The organism is uncultured Tissierella sp. (assembly GCF_902479755.1).
Lineage (GTDB): Bacteria > Bacillota > Clostridia > Tissierellales > Tissierellaceae > Tissierella > Tissierella carlieri.
In genome coordinates this window covers 1-22,301 of record NZ_CABSQO010000042.1, presented here as the reverse complement: position 1 = coordinate 22,301, position 22,301 = coordinate 1, and the positions used below count along the sequence as shown (strand labels likewise).

Sequence of the window (22,301 nt, the reverse complement as noted above, 5' to 3'; positions counted from 1 at the left end):
ATTCTGTTATGAGGTGAAAGGATGAATAGCTTAGGGATTATTGCAAATCCTGCATCGGGAAAGGATATTAGGAGACTCGTATCACATGCTACGGTAGTAGATAATAATGAAAAGATAAATATTGTAAAAAGAATAATCCTAGGAGCTCAAGGGTACGGAGTAGAAAAAATATTTATAATGCCAGATACTTTTTTAATAGGATATAAGGTTATAGAGGATTTAACTGTATCAGGTGAGCTGAAAATTCCTGTTAGTATTCTGGATATGAAAGTAGAAGGAAATTTAAATGATACTACTAATGGGGCAAAATTTATGGAAGAAGAAGGTGTAAACTGTATAGTTGTACTAGGCGGTGATGGTACAAATAGAGCTGCGGCTAAGGCCATTGTAAATACACCTTTGATAAGTGTTTCTACAGGAACCAATAATGTATATCCTGAGATGCTGGAAGGAACGGTGGTAGGTATGGCCGCAGCAGCTATAGCTACTAAAAACTGTGATTTAGGAGTGACATGCAGGAAGGATAAAAGAATAGAAATATTCTTAGAGGATGAATTAATAGATATTGCTTTGGTGGATTGTGTAATATCCAAGCAGACATTTATTGGCTCTAAGGCTATTTGGGATATGGGGGATATAGTTGAGGTAATTATTTCCAGAGCACATCCAGCATCCATAGGTTTTTCCACCTTAATTGGAGTAAATATGATAATAAAAGAAGATGACGACTTTGGAGCAGCTATGAAAATGAATACGGGGGGAGCTAAAAGTATGGCCCCCGTTGCTGCGGGTACATTAAAAGAAATATTTCATGATATGCCTAAGAAAATTGAACTAAATGAAGAGTATATATTTAATCCTGATTATAGAGGAAGTATAGCTTTAGATGGGGAACGGGAGATAATCTTTAAAGCTGGAGATAAGTTTAAATTTAAAATTACAAGGAATGGACCCTTTAGAGTAAATATAAAAAGGACATTAGAAGAAGCACAGAAAAATGGTTTTTTCAAATATTAAATTGACATAGAGGAGGAAATAAAATGGCGAAGCAATTAACCATGCCGAAACTGGGTTTAACTATGAAGTCAGGAAGAATAGTTAAATGGTATAAATCAGAAAATGACCCAGTCAATAAAGGAGACAAGCTTTATTCTGTTGAAACTGATAAGTTGACTAATGATATAGAAAGTACTGAATCTGGAGCATTGCTTAAAATAATAGCTGATGTTGGTGATACAGTTCCATGTTTGGAGCCTGTGTGTATTATAGGCGAAGTGAATGAAGATATTAGTCAGTTATTGACAATAGAAGAAAATGAAAAAATAGAAGTAAAAGATGAAAAAATAGAAACAAAAACATTAGAAGTCAAGGATATAAAGAAAGATGATGGAGGAAGAATAAAGATATCTCCTGCAGCAAAGAAATTGGCTATTGAGAATGATGTAGATTTCTCGAAAGTTGTGGGCTCAGGTCCCAATGGAAGGATTATACTAGAGGATATAGAAAAATTTATAGAAAATCGAAACAAGATAAAGATAACACCTGCAGCACAAAAGATGGCTGAAAAATATAGTATAGATCCATCTGAAATAAATAAGGATGATAGAATTAGAAAAGAAGATATATTGAAGTTCAGGATGGAAAAGAATTTAATAGAATCAGCAAATCCTGTAGAGGAAAGAGCTCCTATGACAGGTATGAGAAAGATAATAGCTGAAAGAATGTCTGACAGTTGGAATATATCACCAGCAGTTACCTTTGATATTAGAGTTGATATTACTAAATTGAAAGAAATTCGGGAGCAGCTTAAGAAGACGGTAAATATCACGTATACAGATTTAATTGTAAAGATAGTTTCTAAAGTTCTATTGGATTTTCCATTGTTAAATAGTGCAGTTGATGGAGAGGAAATCATATTAAGAAACTATGTAAACATGGGAGTAGCAGTAGCCCTAGAGGAGGGATTATTAGTTCCTGTAGTGAAGTATTCAAATATAAAGGGTTTAGAGCAAATATCAGCGGAGATAAAAGAATTATCCTATAAAGCAAAAAATAATCAACTTACAACAGATGAAATAACGGGAGGGACCTTTACCATTTCAAATATCGGAATGTTTGGCGTAGAATCCTTTAGTCCAATTATTAATCAGCCAGAAGTAGGAATTCTGGGGATAAATGCTATAGTTGAAACTCCAGTAGTGGAAAATGGAAATATAGTAATAAGACCTTTGATGAATCTTTCTCTTACAGCAGATCATAGAGTAGTAGATGGAGCAGTAGCCGCTCAGTTTTTATCTAAGTTAAAAGAATATATAGAAAATCCAGCTTTGCTGTTACTTTAGAGGTGAAGATATGAAAATAGTAATATTAGGAGGAGGACCTGGAGGATATGTATGTGCCATAAGGGCGGCACAACTTGGGGCTGAAGTAATATTAATCGAAAAAGATAATGTAGGAGGAACCTGTTTAAATACAGGTTGTATACCTACAAAAGCGTTGCTTCATACTACTGAAATTTACAATCATTTAAAGGAAGAAGCCTCAGAATTAGGACTGATATTGGAGAATTTAGGTCTAAAATGGGATGTAGTTCAAAATAGAAAGGAAATGGTAGTACAACAATTGGTTGACGGAGTAAAAGTTCTCTTAGAATCAAATAAGGTTGAGGTAATCAAAGGAGAAGGAAAGTTTATTTCTAAAAATAAAATAGAGGTAATATCGAGTAACAAAGAAAAAAGACTTGTATCTTTTGATAAGGCTGTAATAGCAACAGGCTCTAAGCCTGCTAGAGTACCTATTCCCGGATTAGATTTAGATGGAGTATTGACGAGTACAGAAGCCTTGTCTCTAGATAGAATACCTAAAAGCATATGCATAATTGGAGGCGGAGTTATAGGTGTTGAGTTTGCAAATATTTACTCAAATGCAGGAACAAAGGTTACAATAGTAGAAATGCTTCCTGAAATAGTGGCAAATATGGATGAAGAAATAGTGACCTGTCTAAAAGAACAATTAATTGAATCGGGAATAGATATTTATACAAGTACAAGAGTAAGGGAAATAAAAATGGAATCTGATGGATTAAATGTATTAATGGAAAATAGCGAAGGAGAAAAACCCATAAGTGCAGAGAAAATTTTATTATCAATCGGGAGAAAACCAGCTATAGAAGGTTTAGGTCTAGAAGATTTAGGAATAGAAACAGAAAAAGGATGTATAAAGGTAGATAAATCTATGAGAACTAATATTGATAATATCTATGCAATAGGAGATTGCACAGGAGGAGCATTATTAGCTCATGTAGCTTCAAGCCATGGAATAGCCGTTGCAGAAAATATAATGGGGAATTTTGAAGCTATAGATTATAAGACAACACCTTATTGCATATATACAAAGCCTGAATTAGCAGGAGTAGGATTGACAGAAAAACAGGCTGTTTTAAAGGGATATAATGTGAAAACTGGAAAGTTTCCTTTATATGCTAACGGGAAGTCTATAATAAACGGTATGGTCAATGGATTAGTGAAATTTGTAATAGATGGAGATACAGATGAGATATTAGGTCTTCATATAGCAGGAACAAATGCAACAGAATTAATAGGAATAGGTGCATTGGCAATTAGATTGGAGAGTACAATAGAAGAAATTATAACAACAATTCATGCACATCCTACAATAGGTGAGGGTATACATGAAGCTGCTGAATCAGTATATGGAAAAGCTATACATTTACCAAGGGTATAGAAGGAATTGAAAATACTTTAAATTTAATTGTTGCAAATTTACTTTGCATCTGATATACTTTCTTGAAATACAAAAATAAATTCGAAGACAAAGAAGAGTAGTTAATTCTTATCTTTCACAGAGAGCTAAAGATTGGTGGGACTTTGGCAAAGAGGGATTTAATGAATGGACTTTGTAGAAGCTGGTGGAAATCTATGGAGAGTACCCCGTGCCGGAAGCCTACCGTTAACTAAGGACAGGATATGTTAGTATCCCATTAAGAGAGATGCATTTTGCATAATTTAGGTGGCACCGCGAATTCAACCTTCGTCCTATTGAGGATGGAGGTTTTTTTGTATTTAAATTTAATCTAGGAGGAAGAGGTATGAAAAGAGAAAATGGATTATTTGGAGAATTTGGCGGAGCCTATGTACCAGAAGAATTGAAAACAGTATTAGAAGAATTGGAAAGAGAATTCTATAATGCTATGGAAGATGAAGAGTTTTTGAAGGAACTAGACTATTATTTAAGGGAATATGTAGGTAGAGAAAATCCGTTATATTTTGCAGAGAGGCTAACAGAAGAAATGGAAGGAGCTAAGATTTATCTGAAAAGGGAAGATCTAAATCACACAGGAGCTCACAAGATTAACAATGCCATAGGACAAGGACTACTTGCTAAAAGAATGGGTAAAAAGAGAGTAATAGCAGAAACAGGAGCAGGACAACATGGAGTTGCTACAGCTACAGTATGTGCTTTACTTGGACTGGATTGTACAATTTATATGGGAGCGGAAGATACTAAAAGGCAAGAGCTAAATGTTTTCAGAATGGAAATGTTAGGAGCAAAGGTAGTGGCGGTAGAGGAAGGAAATAAGACTTTGAAGGAAGCAGTAGATAGAGCATTAAATGACTATGTAGAGAATAAGGATAATACTTTCTATCTTCTTGGCTCAGCAGTAGGACCTCATCCATTTCCAATGATAGTGAGGACATTTCAATCAGTAATAGGAAGAGAAGCAAGAAAACAGATATTGGAAAAAGAAGGAAGATTACCTGATTATGTAGTAGCCTGCGTTGGAGGAGGAAGTAATGCCATAGGTTTATTTGCACCTTTTTATGACGATAAGGAAGTGAAGATGATAGGGGTAGAACCAGCTGGAAAAGGAATTGACACGAAAGAACATGCAGCTAGTATATGTAGAGGTAATGTTGGTTTGATACATGGTTTCAAATGTTATTTACTAGATCATAGCACCCATTCCATTGCCGCAGGATTAGACTATCCAGGAGTAGGGCCAGAGCATAGCTATTATAATGATATTAAAAGAGCAGAATATAAATCTGTGACAGACAAGGAGGCCTTAGATGCATTCTTTAAGCTATCAAAAACAGAGGGAATAATCCCTGCTTTAGAATCTTCCCATGCTGTAGCCTATGGAATGAAATTAGCTAAGTCTTTAGGCAAGGATAAGATTATAATAGTAAACCTTTCTGGTAGAGGGGATAAGGATGTAGCACAAGTAAGAGATATGATAAAATGATAACCATATTGAAGAAATATGTGTAAATATAGTAGAATAAAATTAGTGAATTAACTTAAATATAATCCATTGCTTATGAGGGGTGAGTTTATTGAATAGTAAAAAGATAAAATTTTTAGTTAAAGAAAATAAAGTAGGTATGGCTCAAAAAATATTAGCTGCCTTGGCTTCGAAAGAAATGAATATTATTACTATGGAGATAAACCCCCCTTATATTTCCGTTAAAGTTGAATGGGAAGGTATAGAGTGGAATGAGTTTAAGAAATGGATAAAAAATGAAGTTAAGGAAATTTTAGATATAACAGAGTTAGATATGATGGACTCGGAAAAAGTGGCAAAGGAACTTCAGATAATAATAAATAGTATGACAGATGGTATTATTGCAGTAAACAAACAAGGAAATATTGAATATTACAACTCCAAGGCTAGTAAATTATTTAATATTGAACCCGAGGATAAGGAGACTAATATAAATCTCATAATACCAAAAGAAATATATAATCCAAATATAGATATAGATGATAAGGCTAATATTGAAGTAAGTACAATGATTAGAAATAAAAAGGTAAATCTTATACTAAATATTAAACTTATAAAAAATAATCTAGGTATTAAAATGGGGGCTCTCCTGATTTTTAAAGAAATGGATGATGTTAGAAGACTGATCCAAACTATCTCAAGACCTTCTATGATAAGCTTTGAAGATATAATTGGGGAGTCAGAGAGTATAAAGAATACCATTTCATTAGCTAAGTCAGTTTCTAAAGCAGAGGCCAATATTATGATCTTAGGGGAGTCTGGAACAGGGAAGGAGCTGTTTGCTAGAGCAATTCATTTAAATAGCAGAAGAGGAAATGGTCCTTTTGTTGCAGTTAATTGCTCTGCTGTACCAGATGCACTTTTGGAATCAGAATTTTTTGGTTATGAAAAAGGTGCTTTTACAGGTGCAAATACAGGAAAGCAGGGACTTTTTGAATTGGCTACAGGAGGAAGTATATTTTTAGATGAAATAGGAGAATTGCCTATCCATTTACAGGCAAAAATATTGAGAGCGATACAGGAAAAACAAATACGAAGAATAGGTGGGGGAAAGGAGATACAAATTGATGTAAGAATAATCTCTGCAACTCACAGAAATTTATCTGCTATGGTAAATGAAAAGACATTTAGGGAGGATTTATATTATAGATTAAATGTTATACCTGTTAATATACCTCCACTGAGGGAAAGAAAAGAAGATATATCAATACTTGCAAAATATTTTACAAATCACTTGGGAGAAAGTGCAGACAAACCAAACTTAAAAATAACTCAAGAGGCATTGAAAATATTGCAGGAATATCCTTGGCCCGGTAATGTGAGAGAGTTACAAAATGTTATTGAAAGAGCTGTGATATTTGCAGAGGATTCAATAGATGTTAAACATTTATTGATTGTAAATAAATTAGATTCTAATGAAACAGAAAAAATAATTTATAATGAAGAGAATATTGAATTTCCTGTAAATCTACCAGAAATAATTAAGGCTGTTGAATATGAACATATTATAAAAGCAAGAAAACAATTTAATTCATCAAGGGAGATTGCAAAGGCTTTAAACATATCCCATACGACTGTTATTAAACGTATTAAAGAATACGAAGATTGTAAATAATATTTACAAGACTGTAAAATATAATTCCAGCTGTAAATAATATTTACAGCTGGAATTATATTTAGCTTCTCAAACTGACAGTATTATAACTATTCCCCATATTTTAAATTTGGCATAAAATTTGCAAATAGTTATATCTATAGAATGTATTAAAAAATAAGGGGGAATAGTATATGGATATGAAATACATGCCGGAACCATATAAGGTGAAAATGGTAGAACCACTAAGAATTTTACCGAAAGAGGAAAGAATTGAAGCTATTAAAAAAGCAGGCTACAATACTTTCTTGCTTAATTCAAGGGATGTATATATTGACCTATTAACAGACAGCGGAACAAATGCCATGAGTGATAGACAATGGGCAGGACTTATGATGGGTGATGAAGCTTATGCAGGCAGCGAAAATTTCTATCATTTACAGAAAACTGTACAGGATATAATGGGATTCAAATATGTTGTTCCAACTCATCAGGGCAGAGGTGCGGAAAATCTATTATCACAAATATTAGTTAAACCAAATACTTATATTCCAGGAAATATGTACTTTACAACTACTAGAGCTCACCAAGAAATGAATGGCGGCACTTTTGTAGATGTTATAATTGACGAAGCTCATATCTCAGATAAAGAAGATGTACTTTTCAAGGGAAATATAGATATTAAAAAATATGAAGATTTAATTAATAAGGTTGGAGCTGAAAATATCCCTTATATCTGCGTTGGTGTAACAGTTAATTTAGCTGGTGGGCAGCCAGTTAGCATGCAAAATTTAAGAGAAGTTCATGCACTGTCTAAAAAACATGGAATTAGAGTAATGTTTGACTGTACTAGATATGTAGAAAATGCATATTTCATTAAAGTAAGAGAGGAAGGATATGCAGACAAATCTATTGCAGAAATCGTTAAAGAAATGTTCTCCTATGCTGATGGAGCTACTATGTCAGGTAAAAAAGACGGTATTGTAAATATGGGTGGATTCTTAGCCATGAATGAAGAAGACCTATATTTCAAAGCAACATCATTAGTAGTAGTATATGAAGGAATGCCAAGTTATGGGGGAATGTCAGGAAGAGATATGGAGGCTTTTGCAATCGGACTAAAGGAAGCCTTAGACTTTAACTATATCAAGCATAGAGTTAGTCAGGTTGAATATTTAGGTAATAAGCTAATCGAAGCTGGCGTGCCAATAGTTAGACCAATAGGCGGTCACGCAGTATTTCTAGATGCTAGAGCATTCTTACCACATATTCCACAATCAGAATATCCTGCTCAAGTTTTAGCGGCTGAAATCTTTATTGAGTCAGGTGTCAGAACAATGGAAAGAGGAAATATTTCTGCTGGCAGAAATAAGGAAGGAAAGGAATACTTCCCTAAATTAGAGCTAGTAAGATTAACAATACCAAGAAGAGTTTACAGCTATGCACATTTAGATTATGTTGCAGAAGCAATAATTGCAACATATAAGAGAAGAGATGAAATAAGAGGATTGAAGTTCACTTATGAGCCACCAGTATTGAGATTCTTCACAGGAAGATTTGAGCATATTTAATATAGGATAGAAGGTTTGGACTAGGGAGTTTGTTATGGACTCTCTAGTTTTTTTATTTATTAGAATTATTTGTAAAATAAAGAAGGATTTTAGAGGTAGATGTAGAATGAATATTAATAATACTTTGAATTTTAAGGGGGGGTTACTATGTCAAGGCTATCAAATGCATTAACTATGTATATGCTTTTGCAAGGAAGAAGCTTAATCAAGATTGAGGAATTAGCTGAAATACTTGAAGTAAGTCCTAGAACGATTAAAGGATACAAAAAGGATTTAGAAGACGCAGGTATTTACATAGGGGCAAAGAGCGGGAGATATGGGGGATATTATTTAGAAAATAGAATAGATTTAAAATCTTTAGGAATAAGAAAAGAAGAACTTGAAGCATTAAAAATGGCTAATGAAATTATTAAAAGTGGAAATCATGTTTTCTCACTTGATTTTGAAACATTAGCAAATAAGATTTTGAATATAAAACGAGATTTTGACCATATAGACTATTTCAATAAGGATAATTTAAAACCAATCTATATGAAAGAAAGAGAATCAGAGATGTGGAACATAATCAGTAAAGGGATAATTAATAAAAAGAAGATTAGAATGTTATATAGTTCAATAGGTAAAGGTATAAAAAAAAGTGAAAAAAGAGTTCGTATAGTTCATCCCTATGGAACCTTCGATCATGATGGGGCTACATATTTTTTTGGATATTGTGAAATGAGGAAAGAAGTACGACATTTTAAATTATCTAGAATAATTGAAGTTGAGGTTTTAGAACAAAAATTTGCAATTAATATAGAATATGATATTAAAAATATAATGAGAAAATCATTTGGAATAATCGATGATGATATTTTTTACCTAAAACTTAAAATATCATATCCTATGAGCCAGCTAGTTAAAGAAAAACAATATTCTTTAGATCAAAAGATAACTGAAGTAGATGAAGAAAATATAATATTTGAGGCAAATTTAAAGGGATATCAAGAGGTTAAGATGTGGGTCTTAGGTATGGGTAGCAAAGCTGAGGTATTAGAGCCAGAAAGACTAAGGAAAGATGTAATAGAAGAAATGAGAAAATTGCAAAAAATATATGAATTGGATACTAATATTTGCACCAATGAATGATATCATTAAAGTAATATCATTCATTGGTAAGGAGAGGTTTTCTAATGTAGTTCTATTAAAGTAAATTGTTAAGACACAATTATAAATTTACATTCCACAATGTATTGGTTCTATTAAGACTTTCTATATAGTATTACCAAAAAAATAAATATATAGGAGTATATTAATTGTTATAGTGCCATCTAAATCACAATTATAATGGGTCAATAATATTTAAATCCTAGGAGATAATAAGTATACCAAATTTTTAAAATGGAGGTGTAATCATGTATAGCTTAATCGTGTATTTCTTAGCATTATTATTTACACTACTGCCTAAAGTAAAGGCTTATCTGTATATAGATATATCTCTTTAGTATTAAATATTATCACTTAAATTTAACAATTCTATAAAGCTGTAGCTTAGATTGCAGCTTAAAGTATATTGGGAGGTGAAAATATGAGATACAATGTCGAGCTGATTTTATCCAATGAAAATATACCGAAAGACAAAAACAGAATAATCCTTTCTTTTTTAAAACATATTTATGAATCCTATGATAAAAATTATTATGAATCATTATATGAAGAGGACGAAAATAAAAGAAAGAACTTCACATTTTCTGTATATATGCCAAATTGCAAATTTACTAGAGAAGAGATAATTATTCCTGAAAAAAAGATAATCTTGAATTTTTCTACTGCTGATATGAAGGACGGAATTTTCTTTTATAATGCAATATTAGCAAATAGAGGAAAGTCTTATGATATCAAAGGCAACTCTATAATAGTACGTAATATAAGTATGAATAAAGAAAAAGTTATAACGAATGATTATGCTGTTTATTATTCCATGTCTCCAGTAGTTGTTAGGGAACATAAAGGTCATAATGAGAAAACATGGTATTATTCTTTGAATGAAGAGAAAGGAAAAGAAATATTCATAGAAAATCTTAAATATCAATTATTAGATAGCTTTGGTGAAGAAAGAAGATTAGATATTGAAGAAGTAGATTTTCAGGTGCTAAATAATAAAGAAGTTAAAGTAAAACATTATGGAATAGAAATCCTATCAAATATATGTAGGATAAAGGTACAAGCTAAGCCATATATTCTAGATTATCTTTACAAATCTGGTATAGGGGCTAGAAAAAGTGGGGGATTTGGGATGTTAGATTTAGTATAGGGGGTGGTAGAATGGAAGAAAAGATACGTTTATGTATGGAAGATTGGCTATACAATAGTGGCTTAGTAGGATTCTACAATATATTAAAACATGCAGACGATGATGTTGTAATAAAGCAAAATTATATAGAGTTTGAATTTGATAATCTAGTAGAATTTGAAGAAAAATACTTTAATTATTTTATGGACAGATATAGGGATATATTTTCATTAAATAAAATAATCTCTTTTGAAAAATTTATATTGCACCATGAAGAAAATAATTTTGAAGAATTTGATGAAAAGAGTCTGGAGTTTACAAACAGATATATAACTGATGTAGCAAAAAAACAAATAAAAAGCAACAGCTATAAATCTGCTTATGAATTAATAGAGTCGTCCATTAATGTCTTAGAATTAGAGAAGAATTTAAAAACCATAAATATAAAGAAAAAACAAGACATAAAGGATATCTTATCAGAAATAAAAGATATGTTTAATCTATTAAAACAAATAATTAGATATATGAAATTAGAACAATCACAAAAATATATTGGTGCAAAAAATGCTATGTACACTATAATTAAAAATGGATGGAATGGGGTTTGCTTCTTAAATCCTCAGACAAAAGAGAAGGACATGTATATAGATTATAAGGAGTATTTCATTGACCCTACAATAGAGTATTTAAATACAGATAAATCTAAATTTAAATATAGTTGTTTTTCTTGTGCCAGAAGCATGAAGGATTTTTCAAATGACCTTAGCTTTTTAAATTCTACAGGATTTGATGTAAGCAGAAAGTCATCTCATGTATGGGATTTTCAAAATGATATTGCTGTTTGTCCTATATGTAAACTAATATACTCATGTGTGCCAGCAGGAATTACTTATCTTTATGATAAGGGAATATATATAAATGACAATTCAAGTATGAAGAATGCCATAGATATAAACAATAAGATATATATGGAAATTTATAAGCAAAATGATGAGAACAAGAAATTAACATATAGGGCATTAGTGGAATCTATAAATAAGGAGTATAACGATAAAGTAAAATATGAATTAGCAGATATTCAATTAGTTAGATATGAGGATGAAAAATATAGATTTAATATTCTTTCTAAAAATTCTTTGAAGGTTATTAAAGATTCAGAAGAGGATTTAAATAAATTAATCAATTGTGGCTTCAAGGAGATTAATACCTATTTTAATATATATGAGTTGGTTATAGATAGGTTATTAAATAGTCAGAATATGTTTACGTTAGTTCAAAAGATGCTTCATTATAAATTATCACAGCCCAAGGATTCACATTATAATTCATTTCATGTAATTAGAATTTTAGGAATTAATACAAGATTTTTAAAGGGGGTAGGGTGTATGAAAGGAATATATAGGGATATAGTCAAAGAAGGAAATGATGCAGGAGAAAAATTGAGAGAAAAATATCGTAGTAAAGGTGCTGTAGATAAACTTGGAGGCATATCATATAGACTTTTAAATTCACTAAAGACAAATAATAAAGACAGTTTTATGGACACATTGTTGAACTGTTATTTGTATGTTAAGTCATCAGTTCCAGAAGTGTTTTTAGATGCTTTAAAAGATGAAGAAAGATTAAAAACTATTGGGTATGCTTTTGTGGCAGGGCTTATAGAAGGGAAGAGAGAGAATAATAATGATGATGATGAGAATGGGGGAAAAGATAATGAATAATTTAAAACCAAAGGGATTAGCAATATCAATGATATTTGAAGCAGAAAGTGCAAACTATGGCGAGGGAGTAGGAAATGTAGCCTCTTTAAAAAAACTAACTAGAGATAAAGGGGAACAATATACCTATATTTCAAGACAGGCAATTAGATATAATATATCTGAACAGTTAGGTGAGGATGTTGCACCAGTAAAGACTGAAGGTAGTGGAGAAAAAAAGGTTGTTCAATTCGCAGAAGAAGCAACCATAAGAGATTATCCAGAGATAGATTTCTTTGGATATTTAAAGACAGAAAAGGGTACAGGCGGAAAAAAGAGAACTGCAAAAGTCAGACTATCCAATGCTATATCTTTAGAAACATTTAAAGGAGATTTAGATTTCTTAACAAATAAAGCAATGGCGGATAGAATAAACGAAAATATGAATATAGCTCAGTCTGAAATCCATAGATCCTATTATAGATATACAGTAGTTATTGATTTAGATCAGATAGGAATAGATAAGGTATATTCTATAGAACTTGATGGTAAAGAAAAGATAAGAAGAGTTCATAGATTATTAGATACTATTGCTTTCTTATATAGAGATATTAGAGGGAGAAGAGAAGACTTAAAGCCTCTATTTGCTATAGGTGGAGTTTATGATATAAAGAACCCTATATTTGAAAATGTACTAGATGTAAAAGATAATAGATTAGTAGTTAAACAAATTGAAGGAGTTATGTTTGATTCTATAAAAGAGGATACAAGCTGTGGATTGATTGAAGGTAAGTTTAATAATGATAATGAAATAAAAGAAAAATTAAATGCATTTACTATGCCTGAATTTTTCAATGGGTTAAAAAGCAAGGTGAAAGATTATTATGAAGGAAGATAAAAAGGCGGTTAGATTAAAATTATATCAAAATATGGTTAATTATAAGAAACCAACTAGTTTTCAACTTAAGGAGACCTATCCACTACCACCATATTCAACAGTAATAGGTATGGTTCATAGTCTCTGTGATTATAAGGAATATAAGGAAATGGACATCAGTATTCAGGGGAAATATCATTCTAAGGTAAATGATTTATACACTAGATATGAATTTAAAAATGGCATGAAGTTTGATTCAGCAAGACATCAATTACAGGTCGGAGAGTTTGGTGTAAGTAGAGGTATTTCTACAGTAGAATTATTGGTTGATGTAGAGTTATTAATTCATATTATTCCAGAGGATCAAAGTTTGGTAAGGGAAATAGAGAAAGCATTTCTTTATCCTACAGAATATCCTTCTTTAGGTAGGAGAGAAGATATCGTAACTATTGAAGAAGTTAAAGTAGTTGATATTTTTGAAGAGGAATTAAAGGAAGACATTGAATTAAGAGAAGAATATGTTGCTTATATTCCACTAGATATGATAAAAGATGAATCAATTATAGTAGATGGTGGTGGCAATGGAATAAAGAATAGGGGAACAAGGTATAGAATTACGAAAGACTATAAGCAATCAGAGAATCATGGAACAGCTAATTCACCCAAAATATTTAGAGTATGGAATAAGGTAGAGGTACTATATTCTTCTCATATAACAGCTGTTCAAGATGAAATTGTGTTAAAAGACATAGATAATAATATTGTACTAAAAGCATAATTTAGGGGTGTGTTAAAATATGAATAATTATTTAGCCAAATCGAATCCGCCAGAAACCATTATAGACCACACAGAAAAATTAATAGAGAATTACGAGGTGTTAAAGAGAATATATCCTAATCTCAATGTAGATTGGGATATATTATACTTATCATGTTTATATCATGATTTAGGTAAAATGAATAGGAAGTTTCAGGACAAGATAGAACGTATTAAAAGACATATAGATGAAATTCCTCATGGGATATTAAGTTTAGCATTTATAGATGCTAAATCCCTAGAGTCACAAGGTTACTCAAAAGAAAGAATAAGGTTACTTGCACAAGCAATAGCATATCATCATGATAGAGATTTTAATTTTGATAAGGAAATGCTAAAGAAAGAAATAAAGTCAATGCAGGAAGAGGCTAGTAAGTTTAATTATAAAAGATTAGATAATATAGTTGTAAAGAGGCTGAGTGCTAAATATTTTTCCATGAATAGAATTTATGAAGAAAATGAGGAAAATGGTAGTGAGAAAGAAAACCTCTTCTTAAGATATATAATGATAAAAGGGTTACTTAATAGACTAGATTATGCAGCTAGTGGAGGGATTGAAGTTGAAAATAAGAATGATTTTCTATTAAATAATCTAGAACAAAATCTTCTAAAATGTTTCAGAGTTAAGGAACCGCATGCTGATTGGAATGAATTACAAAAGTATATGATGGAAAATAGAGATAAAAATCTTATAGTAACAGCTCAAACTGGTATGGGAAAAACAGAGGCGGGATTATTATGGATAGGAGATAATAAAGGTTTTTTCACCCTTCCATTAAAAACAGCTATAAATGCAATGTATAAAAGAATAACGGAAAAGATAGTTATTAATGATTATGAAAACAAAGTAGGACTTTTGCATTCTGATATTAAAAGAGAGTATTTAAATAAAAAAGATGAGATAGATTTTGAAGAATATTATAATAAGACAAAACAACTATCTTTACCAATAACAGTATGTACAATAGATCAAATATTTGATTTTGTTTATAGATACAGAGGATTTGAGCCAAAGCTTGCTACTTTAGCTTATTCTAAAGTAGTAGTAGATGAGGTGCAGATGTATTCTCCAGATTTACTTGCATACTTAGTAGTGGGGTTATCTTATATAGATAAGATAGGAGGAAAATTTGCTATATTAACAGCAACCTTACCTCAAATATTTGTAGATTTGTTAAAAGAAGAAAATGTAGAATTTGAGCAGAAAACTTTTACCAATAATAGAATTAGACATAGTGTTAAAGTCATACATGAGAAACTGAATTCAGAATTTGTAAAAGACAAGTATAAAGATAATAAAATCTTAGTCATATGTAATACTGTAAAAGAAGCACAGAGAATTTACAAAGAACTACGGGAAGATAAAAGTATAGCAGAAAATATAAATTTATTTCATAGTGGATTTATAAAGAGTGATAGAAAGACAAAGGAAGAAGAAATACTAAAGTTTGGGAGTAAAGACAGTAAATTTAAGGGGATATGGATTACAACTCAAGTAGTAGAAGCCTCTCTTGATATAGATTTTGATATATTAGTTACAGAGCTTTCAGACCTAAATGGATTATTTCAAAGATTTGGAAGATGTTATAGGGATAGAGATTGGGATGAAGATGGATATAATTGCTACGTATTTGACGGAGGAGGTTCTAAATGTGCCGGAGTAGGAGATTTTATAGATGAACATATTTTTGAACTTTCCAAGAAAGCTTTAGAAAATATAAAAGGGCCTATTGCAGAAGATGATAAGATAAATTTAATAGACAGTATATATACTATGGAAAAACTTAAAGGTAAAGAATATTATAACAAATTAATATATGCTATAGAATATGTTAAGTCGATAGAATCTTATGAAAAATCAAGTGCTGAGATAAAAAAGATATTTAGGAATATAGAGTCTAAAACGATTATACCTAGACAGATATATAATATTAATAAGGATAAAATCAAGGAATATATTGATATATTACAAAGACAATATGATAAAGATATGGATGATGAGGAAAGAAAAAAATTAAAAGAAGAAAAATTAGAAGCAAGAGTTAATCTAGATGATTTTACTTTATCTATACCATTATATCGAGCAAAAAAGCATCTTTTAGAACCAAAAAGGATTAATGATTATGAGTCTATAGAAATATTTGAATGTGATTACAATGATAAAACTGGCATAATGTATAAATCTGAAGATGATAATAAAAATGAATCAAGAAGTATTGAGGATAGAATGCCTTAAATACAGGGGTGATATAATGAAGAAAATAACAGGGGTAATGGTGTATTATTATTTCATATGTAAAAGAAAGCTATGGTATTTCAATAATGATTTGAATATGGAGTTTAATAGTGAGTTAGTAGGTATGGGGAAGTTAATAGATGAAAACTCTTATGACAGAGAAAAGAAGAGTATATTAATAGATGAAACCATAAATATTGATTTTTTGAGAAACTGGAAGGTTATACATGAAGTTAAAAAGTCTAGGAAATTAGATGAAGCTGGTAAGTGGCAACTTAAATATTATATTTGGGTCCTAAGAAGCAAGGGGGTTAACATAGAAAAGGGGATTTTAGATTATCCCCTTTTAAGAAAGAGAGAAGAAATATTTCTAACTATCTCAGAGGAAGAAGAGTTGATGGAGGTATTAGAACAAATTCAACATATAATCAATATGGACTTGCCCCCAACAGTTATTAATAAGGCTTTTTGTAAGAAATGTTCTTATTATGAACTTTGTTATATATAGGAGGTGGAGTATTGGGAGAAACATTCTATATCTTAAAAGATGGAGATTTAAAACGGAAGGATAATAATGTAGTAATAACAAATTTAGATGGGGAAGAAAAGAATCTGAAAGCTGAAGTTACTGATGAAGTATATTTATTTGGTGAAGTAAGTTTAAATACAAAATTACTAAATTTCATATCACAGAAAGGTATTATACTACATGTATTTAACTACTATGGATTCTATAGTGGCAGTTATTATCCTAGGGAGACAAATATAAGTGGATATTTGTTAGTACAACAGGCGAAGACATATGACAATGAGGAAAGAAGATTAAATATTGCCAAAGAAATATTAAAAGCTGCATCTTTTAATATTTATAGGAATTTAAGATACTATAATGGAAGGGGTATTGATTTAGAAGAATCAATAAGAAACATTGATAGTCTGATTAAAAAATTAGATTATGGAAAATCCATTAATGAAATTATGGGTATAGAAGGTAATATTAGAAAAACATATTATTCAACTTGGAATGATATTGTAAAGCAAGATATTAAATTTGAAAAAAGAGTAAAAAGACCACCAGATAATATGATTAATTCACTTATATCATTTGTAAATAGTCTTATCTATACTACAACTTTAAGTGAAATATATAAAACGCAATTAAATCCAACAATAAGCTTTTTACATGAACCAGGAACAAAAAGATTTTCGTTGTCTTTAGATATTGCAGAAATATTTAAGCCTTTGATTGGAGATAGAATGATATTTTCTATGCTCAATAAGAATCAAATAACAGAAGAAGACTTTGAAAAAGAATCAAACTTTCTATATCTTAAAGAAGCTGGCAAAAGAAAAATCTTGATGGAGTATGATAAGAGACTAGAAAGTACGATATCTCATAAGGAATTAGGAAGAGATGTTTCGTACAGATATCTTATTAGATTAGAGTGTTATAAGTTAATTAAACACATAATTGGAGAAAAAGAATATTTTGGATTTAAAATATGGTGGTGATATAATATGTATGTAATACTTGTTTATGATATTTTGGCAGACGATAATGGTCCTAGAGTATCTAGAAACACTTTTAAAATCTGTAAGAAGTATTTAACTCATATTCAAAAATCAGTATTTGAAGGAAATCTAACTGAATTAAATTATATGAAGTTAAAAACTGAATTAAGCAAGCATGTCAGAAAAGATAAAGATTCTATATTAGTATTTAAAAGCAGAGAAGAACGATGGTTAGAGAAAGATTATCTAGGTATAGCTGATGATAAAACATCTAACTTTTTTTAAGCTATATCTTGTCGACCTATAATAGTGTAAATACTGCGAGACATTGACAAAGAGCTATATTAGGATGAATGAAAGTAATTATTTCAAGATTTAAGTAAATAAATACATTAATATAGCAATTTAAATTAGTGGTCGACGGTAATTACATATCAGTACCAGTAGAATCAATGACTTGAAAGGCACGCATTTAATAGAACTAGATTAGAATGTAAATTTTATTCCGAAAGCTCTTTTTAATACAAATACTTCAATTTAATAGAACTAGATTAGAATGTAAATATGGGAGTTTAGGAATACTAATTTACAATATAGGCAATTTAATAGAACTAGATTAGAATGTAAATGTGTAAGTAGGGTTGCTAAGCACCCTAATAACTTGTATTTAATAGAACTAGATTAGAATGTAAATTATTTAAAATATGATGATGCCCTTCCTTTGTTGTTAATTTAATAGAACTAGATTAGAATGTAAATTGCATAGCAGGCTGTAGGAATGCCCCTCTTTTGGAAATTTAATAGAACTAGATTAGAATGTAAATTTCTTCTGAATTTTTATCTACAATATTTCGCTGATAATTTAATAGAACTAGATTAGAATGTAAATATGTAATTTTAGTAGTCAATCCAAAGGATTATCTTAATTTAATAGAACTAGATTAGAATGTAAATATACCTAATATAGCTTCACCTTCTGCCATTGCTACAATTTAATAGAACTAGATTAGAATGTAAATATGTTATCTATAAGTTTTGGTATATCTTCAATTCCGATTTAATAGAACTAGATTAGAATGTAAATTATGGCACTTAGTAAACGATGGCACTCTTCATGCTAATTTAATAGAACTAGATTAGAATGTAAATGGAGACGTCAAATTGGTCTTATTTATGCTCTGAATATATTTAATAGAACTAGATTAGAATGTAAATCGCTCTTAGGTCCTCTGGATGATCTCCTGTAAATAAATTTAATAGAACTAGATTAGAATGTAAATGTTTTTATAATTTCTTTGTTAATTGTGTAATTCTTACATTTAATAGAACTAGATTAGAATGTAAATTATATTAGTATTTTTATTGTATTCAGCAAATTCTACATTTAATAGAACTAGATTAGAATGTAAATAATTTTGATCCAGTTAAATTCGAGGAAATCACAGGATTTAATAGAACTAGATTAGAATGTAAATCTTAGATTGCAACTTTCTACTCGTTACTTTTCCGTAATTTAATAGAACTAGATTAGAATGTAAATCACATCGATAAAATCATTGATTAATTCTGTTGCTTTCATTTAATAGAACTAGATTAGAATGTAAATATGAGTAGTACAATATAATAAGAACGTATGTTTGAATTTAATAGAACTAGATTAGAATGTAAATCTACATCAATTTCTAAGAAGGATTTGCTAGAAGATTTATTTAATAGAACTAGATTAGAATGTAAATGTATATTGTCCCACTGTTTCCCTAGCTACCGGAATAAATTTAATAGAACTAGATTAGAATGTAAATGTACATTCCGTAACCTTCTAATCCATAGTCGCATCTATTTAATAGAACTAGATTAGAATGTAAATAGAGGATGAATCTTCCAAAACAAGATGAAGCTAAAGATTTAATAGAACTAGATTAGAATGTAAATAAACTCAAAATCTTTGATACAGAAACAGATATGACAATTTAATAGAACTAGATTAGAATGTAAATTTTGTCATTTAAAACAGAAGTAATTGGAAATATACATATTTAATAGAACTAGATTAGAATGTAAATTTTCTTTTCCAGTTCGATTAAATACTGCCTTACTAATTTAATAGAACTAGATTAGAATGTAAATCAGGTAGATGATGAAACAGCACCTTATGAAGAAATGATTTAATAGAACTAGATTAGAATGTAAATATCTTCTATAGCTTCAACTAGATTGAGTGTTGGATAATTTAATAGAACTAGATTAGAATGTAAATCCGTACTACCTATAGTAAATTCCTCTCCTGATTGGCATTTAATAGAACTAGATTAGAATGTAAATCTACAGCTCACAGAACCACAACAAGTGGAACAGCTTTATTTAATAGAACTAGATTAGAATGTAAATATACTTACACCTGTAATAAAAGGGTTGAACACTATATTTAATAGAACTAGATTAGAATGTAAATTCATCTAATACTTGAGGTTTTACAACTCTCCTAGTAATTTAATAGAACTAGATTAGAATGTAAATGTTAATAATATACTTAACTCATAGTAAATATTAACCATTTAATAGAACTAGATTAGAATGTAAATGGGGCTAAATGGAGTATAGCATCCTGGATAGTAAGGATTTAATAGAACTAGATTAGAATGTAAATACTAAGCCCCCAATAATTGACTCCTTAAGATTTTCCATTTAATAGAACTAGATTAGAATGTAAATACCTCCGACATATTGATATTTAGACACTTCCTCCATTAGGTATATTTTATAGTGCTTAGATTTTTATGTCTAGAAAGTTATGCTAGCATCATTGATAAATATTCTCCATTTTTATTATCACTAAATACGTAGAATAGCTATTTAAATTGACAATCTATACTCTATGATAAAAGACCCTCAAATTTTCTTATATACAGTCGTATTTAACCACATTTTAACCTTAGGGAAATATAATCGTAGCAAAGTAGAAGTCGTATTTTCAGCACTGCTACATCATGAATATATGTCCTCAGTGGCTATATTTAATCTTTCTAAAATCCCCTTTATCTAAGGGGGAAAGCTTATATGGTTGAACATATTAATCTATATACTAAATTAAACTAAAACCAGAAGAAAACTTATGATTTAAGCAATTAACATATTAATCTACTTTCTACAAATCAAATTTATCCCAATAAAATCATAATCATAACCTATATATCACACTTAAAGCTAAATCTAAAGTAGCTAATGAATACATAAATTCAATAGCTACTTTTACTTTTCTATATAAACTTGAGATGATTAGTAGCAAAAAATACATATAACTGGATTGTTGAAAAAGAAACAATCTTATTGTATATTAATTATAGTCTAAAATATATCAAAGATTATTGTAAGGTAAGGGGAAAATATGGATTTCAATCAATTAAGGTACATAGTGGAAATAGTTGAGACAGGTAGTATATCAAAAGCCGCAAGCAACTTATTTATATCTCAGCCTAACTTAAGCAATCAAATAACAAACTTAGAGAATGAAATAGGTAAAAACATTTTCTATAGGAATAATAGAGGGGTAACTTTAACTTCTTATGGTGTAGAAGTATATCACTATGCCAAATCAATAGTAAAACAATTTGAAATCATTGAAGATAAACTTTTAACGAAATCAAATGAAAATAAGATAAAGATTGCTTCTTTTGGATCAGAGGTTATCAACTTTCAATTTTTCGAAGTTTGTAGAAGATATAATAATGAAAACTACGAATTTGAACTTTGTGAATCTGGAGTTGAGGAATCTATAGAAAAAGTAATACAAAGGGATTGCGATATAGGTATTATAATTTATAGTGAATTTCAAAGAAAAAAATTATTACAGTATTTAGCGGCAGAGGAATTAGAACTACAAGATCTCTTTGTAGGACAAATGAAAGTTCACATGAGCAAAAATCATGAGAAAAGCAAAATGACAATCTTAAATAAAGATGATTTGCAAGGACTTTTTCATGTGAAAAAGACTTATCTATTTAAAGGAATGTTTAGCCTAAATTATGAAATGGAGTATTTAGGTATCCCCGATACTAATAAGACTATTTTAGCCAATGGCAATAAAACATACAATGATGCATTGCATAATTTACCATCCTTTGCTATTGAAATAGATTGGAAATGTAAGAAAAAAATTCACAGCGACTTGGCAAGGATTCCCTATGAAGGGAAACGATTAGATATAACTTGTGCAATGGTAAAAAGAAAAAATGAAATATTAAAAGAAGAGTTACTTTTTTTCATCAATAAACTAATAGAATCATATAGTTGATTAATTTTGATACTGGAATATTTTAATAGCCAAATCAAGACAGGCTATTTCAATATAATAAAATAAATTTACATAGGAGACCAACTATGAATTGTCAAGATAAAAAAGATAAATTTTTTAAAAAATAAT

16 protein-coding genes, 1 CRISPR repeat array and 1 other annotated feature are annotated in these 22,301 nt (G+C 30.0%); all 16 genes read left to right on the top strand.

Features of this window, described 5'->3' with window-relative positions; all coding sequences use genetic code 11:
• The first annotated feature begins 21 nt into the window (after positions 1 to 21).
• The 16 genes from RDK80_RS17015 (at position 22) to RDK80_RS16940 (ending at position 22,172) form a co-directional block, all read left to right on the top strand.
• Positions 22 to 1,017 carry an NAD(+)/NADH kinase gene (locus tag RDK80_RS17015; protein WP_308524971.1) on the top strand — a complete coding sequence of 332 codons (996 nt, stop codon included), beginning with the start codon at positions 22 to 24 and terminating at the stop codon, positions 1,015 to 1,017.
• A gap of 23 nt (positions 1,018 to 1,040) precedes the next feature.
• A complete protein-coding gene (locus tag RDK80_RS17010) occupies positions 1,041 to 2,342 on the top strand; it encodes a dihydrolipoamide acetyltransferase family protein (protein ID WP_308524970.1) in 1,302 nt (433 codons plus the stop codon).
• 10 nt (positions 2,343 to 2,352) lie between these two features.
• Positions 2,353 to 3,744, top strand: coding sequence for a dihydrolipoyl dehydrogenase (gene lpdA, locus RDK80_RS17005; RefSeq protein WP_308524969.1), 1,392 nt, complete (start codon positions 2,353 to 2,355; stop codon positions 3,742 to 3,744).
• Between the two features lie 75 nt (positions 3,745 to 3,819).
• Positions 3,820 to 4,061: a binding site (T-box leader), on the top strand.
• 47 nt (positions 4,062 to 4,108) lie between these two features.
• Positions 4,109 to 5,266, top strand: a complete 1,158-nt coding sequence (gene trpB / locus RDK80_RS17000) for a tryptophan synthase subunit beta (RefSeq protein WP_308524968.1) — start codon at positions 4,109 to 4,111, stop codon at positions 5,264 to 5,266.
• Positions 5,267 to 5,357: 91 nt separating this feature from the next.
• Positions 5,358 to 6,920: a sigma 54-interacting transcriptional regulator gene (locus tag RDK80_RS16995; protein WP_308524967.1), complete on the top strand. Its 1,563-nt coding sequence runs from the start codon at positions 5,358 to 5,360 to the stop codon at positions 6,918 to 6,920.
• 173 nt (positions 6,921 to 7,093) lie between these two features.
• Positions 7,094 to 8,470 (top strand): tyrosine phenol-lyase, encoded by a 1,377-nt coding sequence (locus RDK80_RS16990; RefSeq protein ID WP_308524966.1) that lies wholly within the window; start codon positions 7,094 to 7,096, stop codon positions 8,468 to 8,470.
• A 147-nt stretch (positions 8,471 to 8,617) separates the two neighbouring features.
• Complete coding sequence (locus RDK80_RS16985; RefSeq protein WP_308524965.1) at positions 8,618 to 9,598, top strand: transcriptional regulator; 981 nt, start codon at positions 8,618 to 8,620, stop codon at positions 9,596 to 9,598.
• Positions 9,599 to 10,037: 439 nt separating this feature from the next.
• Positions 10,038 to 10,763, top strand: coding sequence for a CRISPR-associated endoribonuclease Cas6 (cas6, locus tag RDK80_RS16980; RefSeq protein ID WP_308524964.1), 726 nt, complete (start codon positions 10,038 to 10,040; stop codon positions 10,761 to 10,763).
• An 11-nt stretch (positions 10,764 to 10,774) separates the two neighbouring features.
• Entirely contained in the window at positions 10,775 to 12,463 is a 1,689-nt protein-coding gene (cas8a1, locus tag RDK80_RS16975) for a type I-B CRISPR-associated protein Cas8b1/Cst1 (RefSeq protein WP_308524963.1), read from the top strand.
• On the top strand, positions 12,456 to 13,337 hold the full coding sequence (gene cas7i / locus RDK80_RS16970) for a type I-B CRISPR-associated protein Cas7/Cst2/DevR (RefSeq protein ID WP_308524962.1): 882 nt from the start codon (positions 12,456 to 12,458) through the stop codon (positions 13,335 to 13,337). The genes cas8a1 and cas7i overlap by 8 nt, the downstream gene beginning before the upstream one ends.
• Complete coding sequence (gene cas5b, locus RDK80_RS16965; RefSeq protein WP_308524961.1) at positions 13,324 to 14,094, top strand: type I-B CRISPR-associated protein Cas5b; 771 nt, start codon at positions 13,324 to 13,326, stop codon at positions 14,092 to 14,094. Before cas7i ends, cas5b begins: the two co-directional genes overlap by 14 nt.
• Positions 14,095 to 14,113: 19 nt before the next feature.
• A complete protein-coding gene (cas3, locus tag RDK80_RS16960) occupies positions 14,114 to 16,369 on the top strand; it encodes a CRISPR-associated helicase Cas3' (protein ID WP_308524960.1) in 2,256 nt (751 codons plus the stop codon).
• Between the two features lie 16 nt (positions 16,370 to 16,385).
• Positions 16,386 to 16,877 (top strand): CRISPR-associated protein Cas4, encoded by a 492-nt coding sequence (cas4, locus tag RDK80_RS16955; RefSeq protein WP_308524959.1) that lies wholly within the window; start codon positions 16,386 to 16,388, stop codon positions 16,875 to 16,877.
• An 11-nt stretch (positions 16,878 to 16,888) separates the two neighbouring features.
• Positions 16,889 to 17,881 carry a type I-B CRISPR-associated endonuclease Cas1b gene (gene cas1b, locus RDK80_RS16950; RefSeq protein ID WP_308524958.1) on the top strand — a complete coding sequence of 331 codons (993 nt, stop codon included), beginning with the start codon at positions 16,889 to 16,891 and terminating at the stop codon, positions 17,879 to 17,881.
• 6 nt (positions 17,882 to 17,887) lie between these two features.
• Positions 17,888 to 18,166, top strand: coding sequence for a CRISPR-associated endonuclease Cas2 (gene cas2 / locus RDK80_RS16945; RefSeq protein WP_308524957.1), 279 nt, complete (start codon positions 17,888 to 17,890; stop codon positions 18,164 to 18,166).
• A 185-nt stretch (positions 18,167 to 18,351) separates the two neighbouring features.
• A CRISPR array of direct repeats spans positions 18,352 to 20,593; the repeat unit is 29 nt; unit sequence ATTTAATAGAACTAGATTAGAATGTAAAT.
• Positions 20,594 to 21,266: 673 nt separating this feature from the next.
• Positions 21,267 to 22,172 carry a LysR family transcriptional regulator gene (locus tag RDK80_RS16940; protein ID WP_308524956.1) on the top strand — a complete coding sequence of 302 codons (906 nt, stop codon included), beginning with the start codon at positions 21,267 to 21,269 and terminating at the stop codon, positions 22,170 to 22,172.
• Positions 22,173 to 22,301: the final 129 nt, after the last annotated feature.

Bases quoted from the DNA above. Each gene is read 5' to 3' on its own strand.
- RDK80_RS17015 (WP_308524971.1), top strand. From the start codon at position 22: ATGAATAGCTTAGGGATTATTGCAAATCCTGCATCGGGAAAGGATATT.
- RDK80_RS17010 (WP_308524970.1), top strand. From the start codon at position 1,041: ATGGCGAAGCAATTAACCATGCCGAAACTGGGTTTAACTATGAAGTCA.
- lpdA (WP_308524969.1), top strand. From the start codon at position 2,353: ATGAAAATAGTAATATTAGGAGGAGGACCTGGAGGATATGTATGTGCC.
- trpB (WP_308524968.1), top strand. From the start codon at position 4,109: ATGAAAAGAGAAAATGGATTATTTGGAGAATTTGGCGGAGCCTATGTA.
- RDK80_RS16990 (WP_308524966.1), top strand. From the start codon at position 7,094: ATGGATATGAAATACATGCCGGAACCATATAAGGTGAAAATGGTAGAA.
- RDK80_RS16985 (WP_308524965.1), top strand. From the start codon at position 8,618: ATGTCAAGGCTATCAAATGCATTAACTATGTATATGCTTTTGCAAGGA.
- cas6 (WP_308524964.1), top strand. From the start codon at position 10,038: ATGAGATACAATGTCGAGCTGATTTTATCCAATGAAAATATACCGAAA.
- cas8a1 (WP_308524963.1), top strand. From the start codon at position 10,775: ATGGAAGAAAAGATACGTTTATGTATGGAAGATTGGCTATACAATAGT.
- cas7i (WP_308524962.1), top strand. From the start codon at position 12,456: ATGAATAATTTAAAACCAAAGGGATTAGCAATATCAATGATATTTGAA.
- cas5b (WP_308524961.1), top strand. From the start codon at position 13,324: ATGAAGGAAGATAAAAAGGCGGTTAGATTAAAATTATATCAAAATATG.
- cas3 (WP_308524960.1), top strand. From the start codon at position 14,114: ATGAATAATTATTTAGCCAAATCGAATCCGCCAGAAACCATTATAGAC.
- cas4 (WP_308524959.1), top strand. From the start codon at position 16,386: ATGAAGAAAATAACAGGGGTAATGGTGTATTATTATTTCATATGTAAA.
- cas2 (WP_308524957.1), top strand. From the start codon at position 17,888: ATGTATGTAATACTTGTTTATGATATTTTGGCAGACGATAATGGTCCT.
- RDK80_RS16940 (WP_308524956.1), top strand. From the start codon at position 21,267: ATGGATTTCAATCAATTAAGGTACATAGTGGAAATAGTTGAGACAGGT.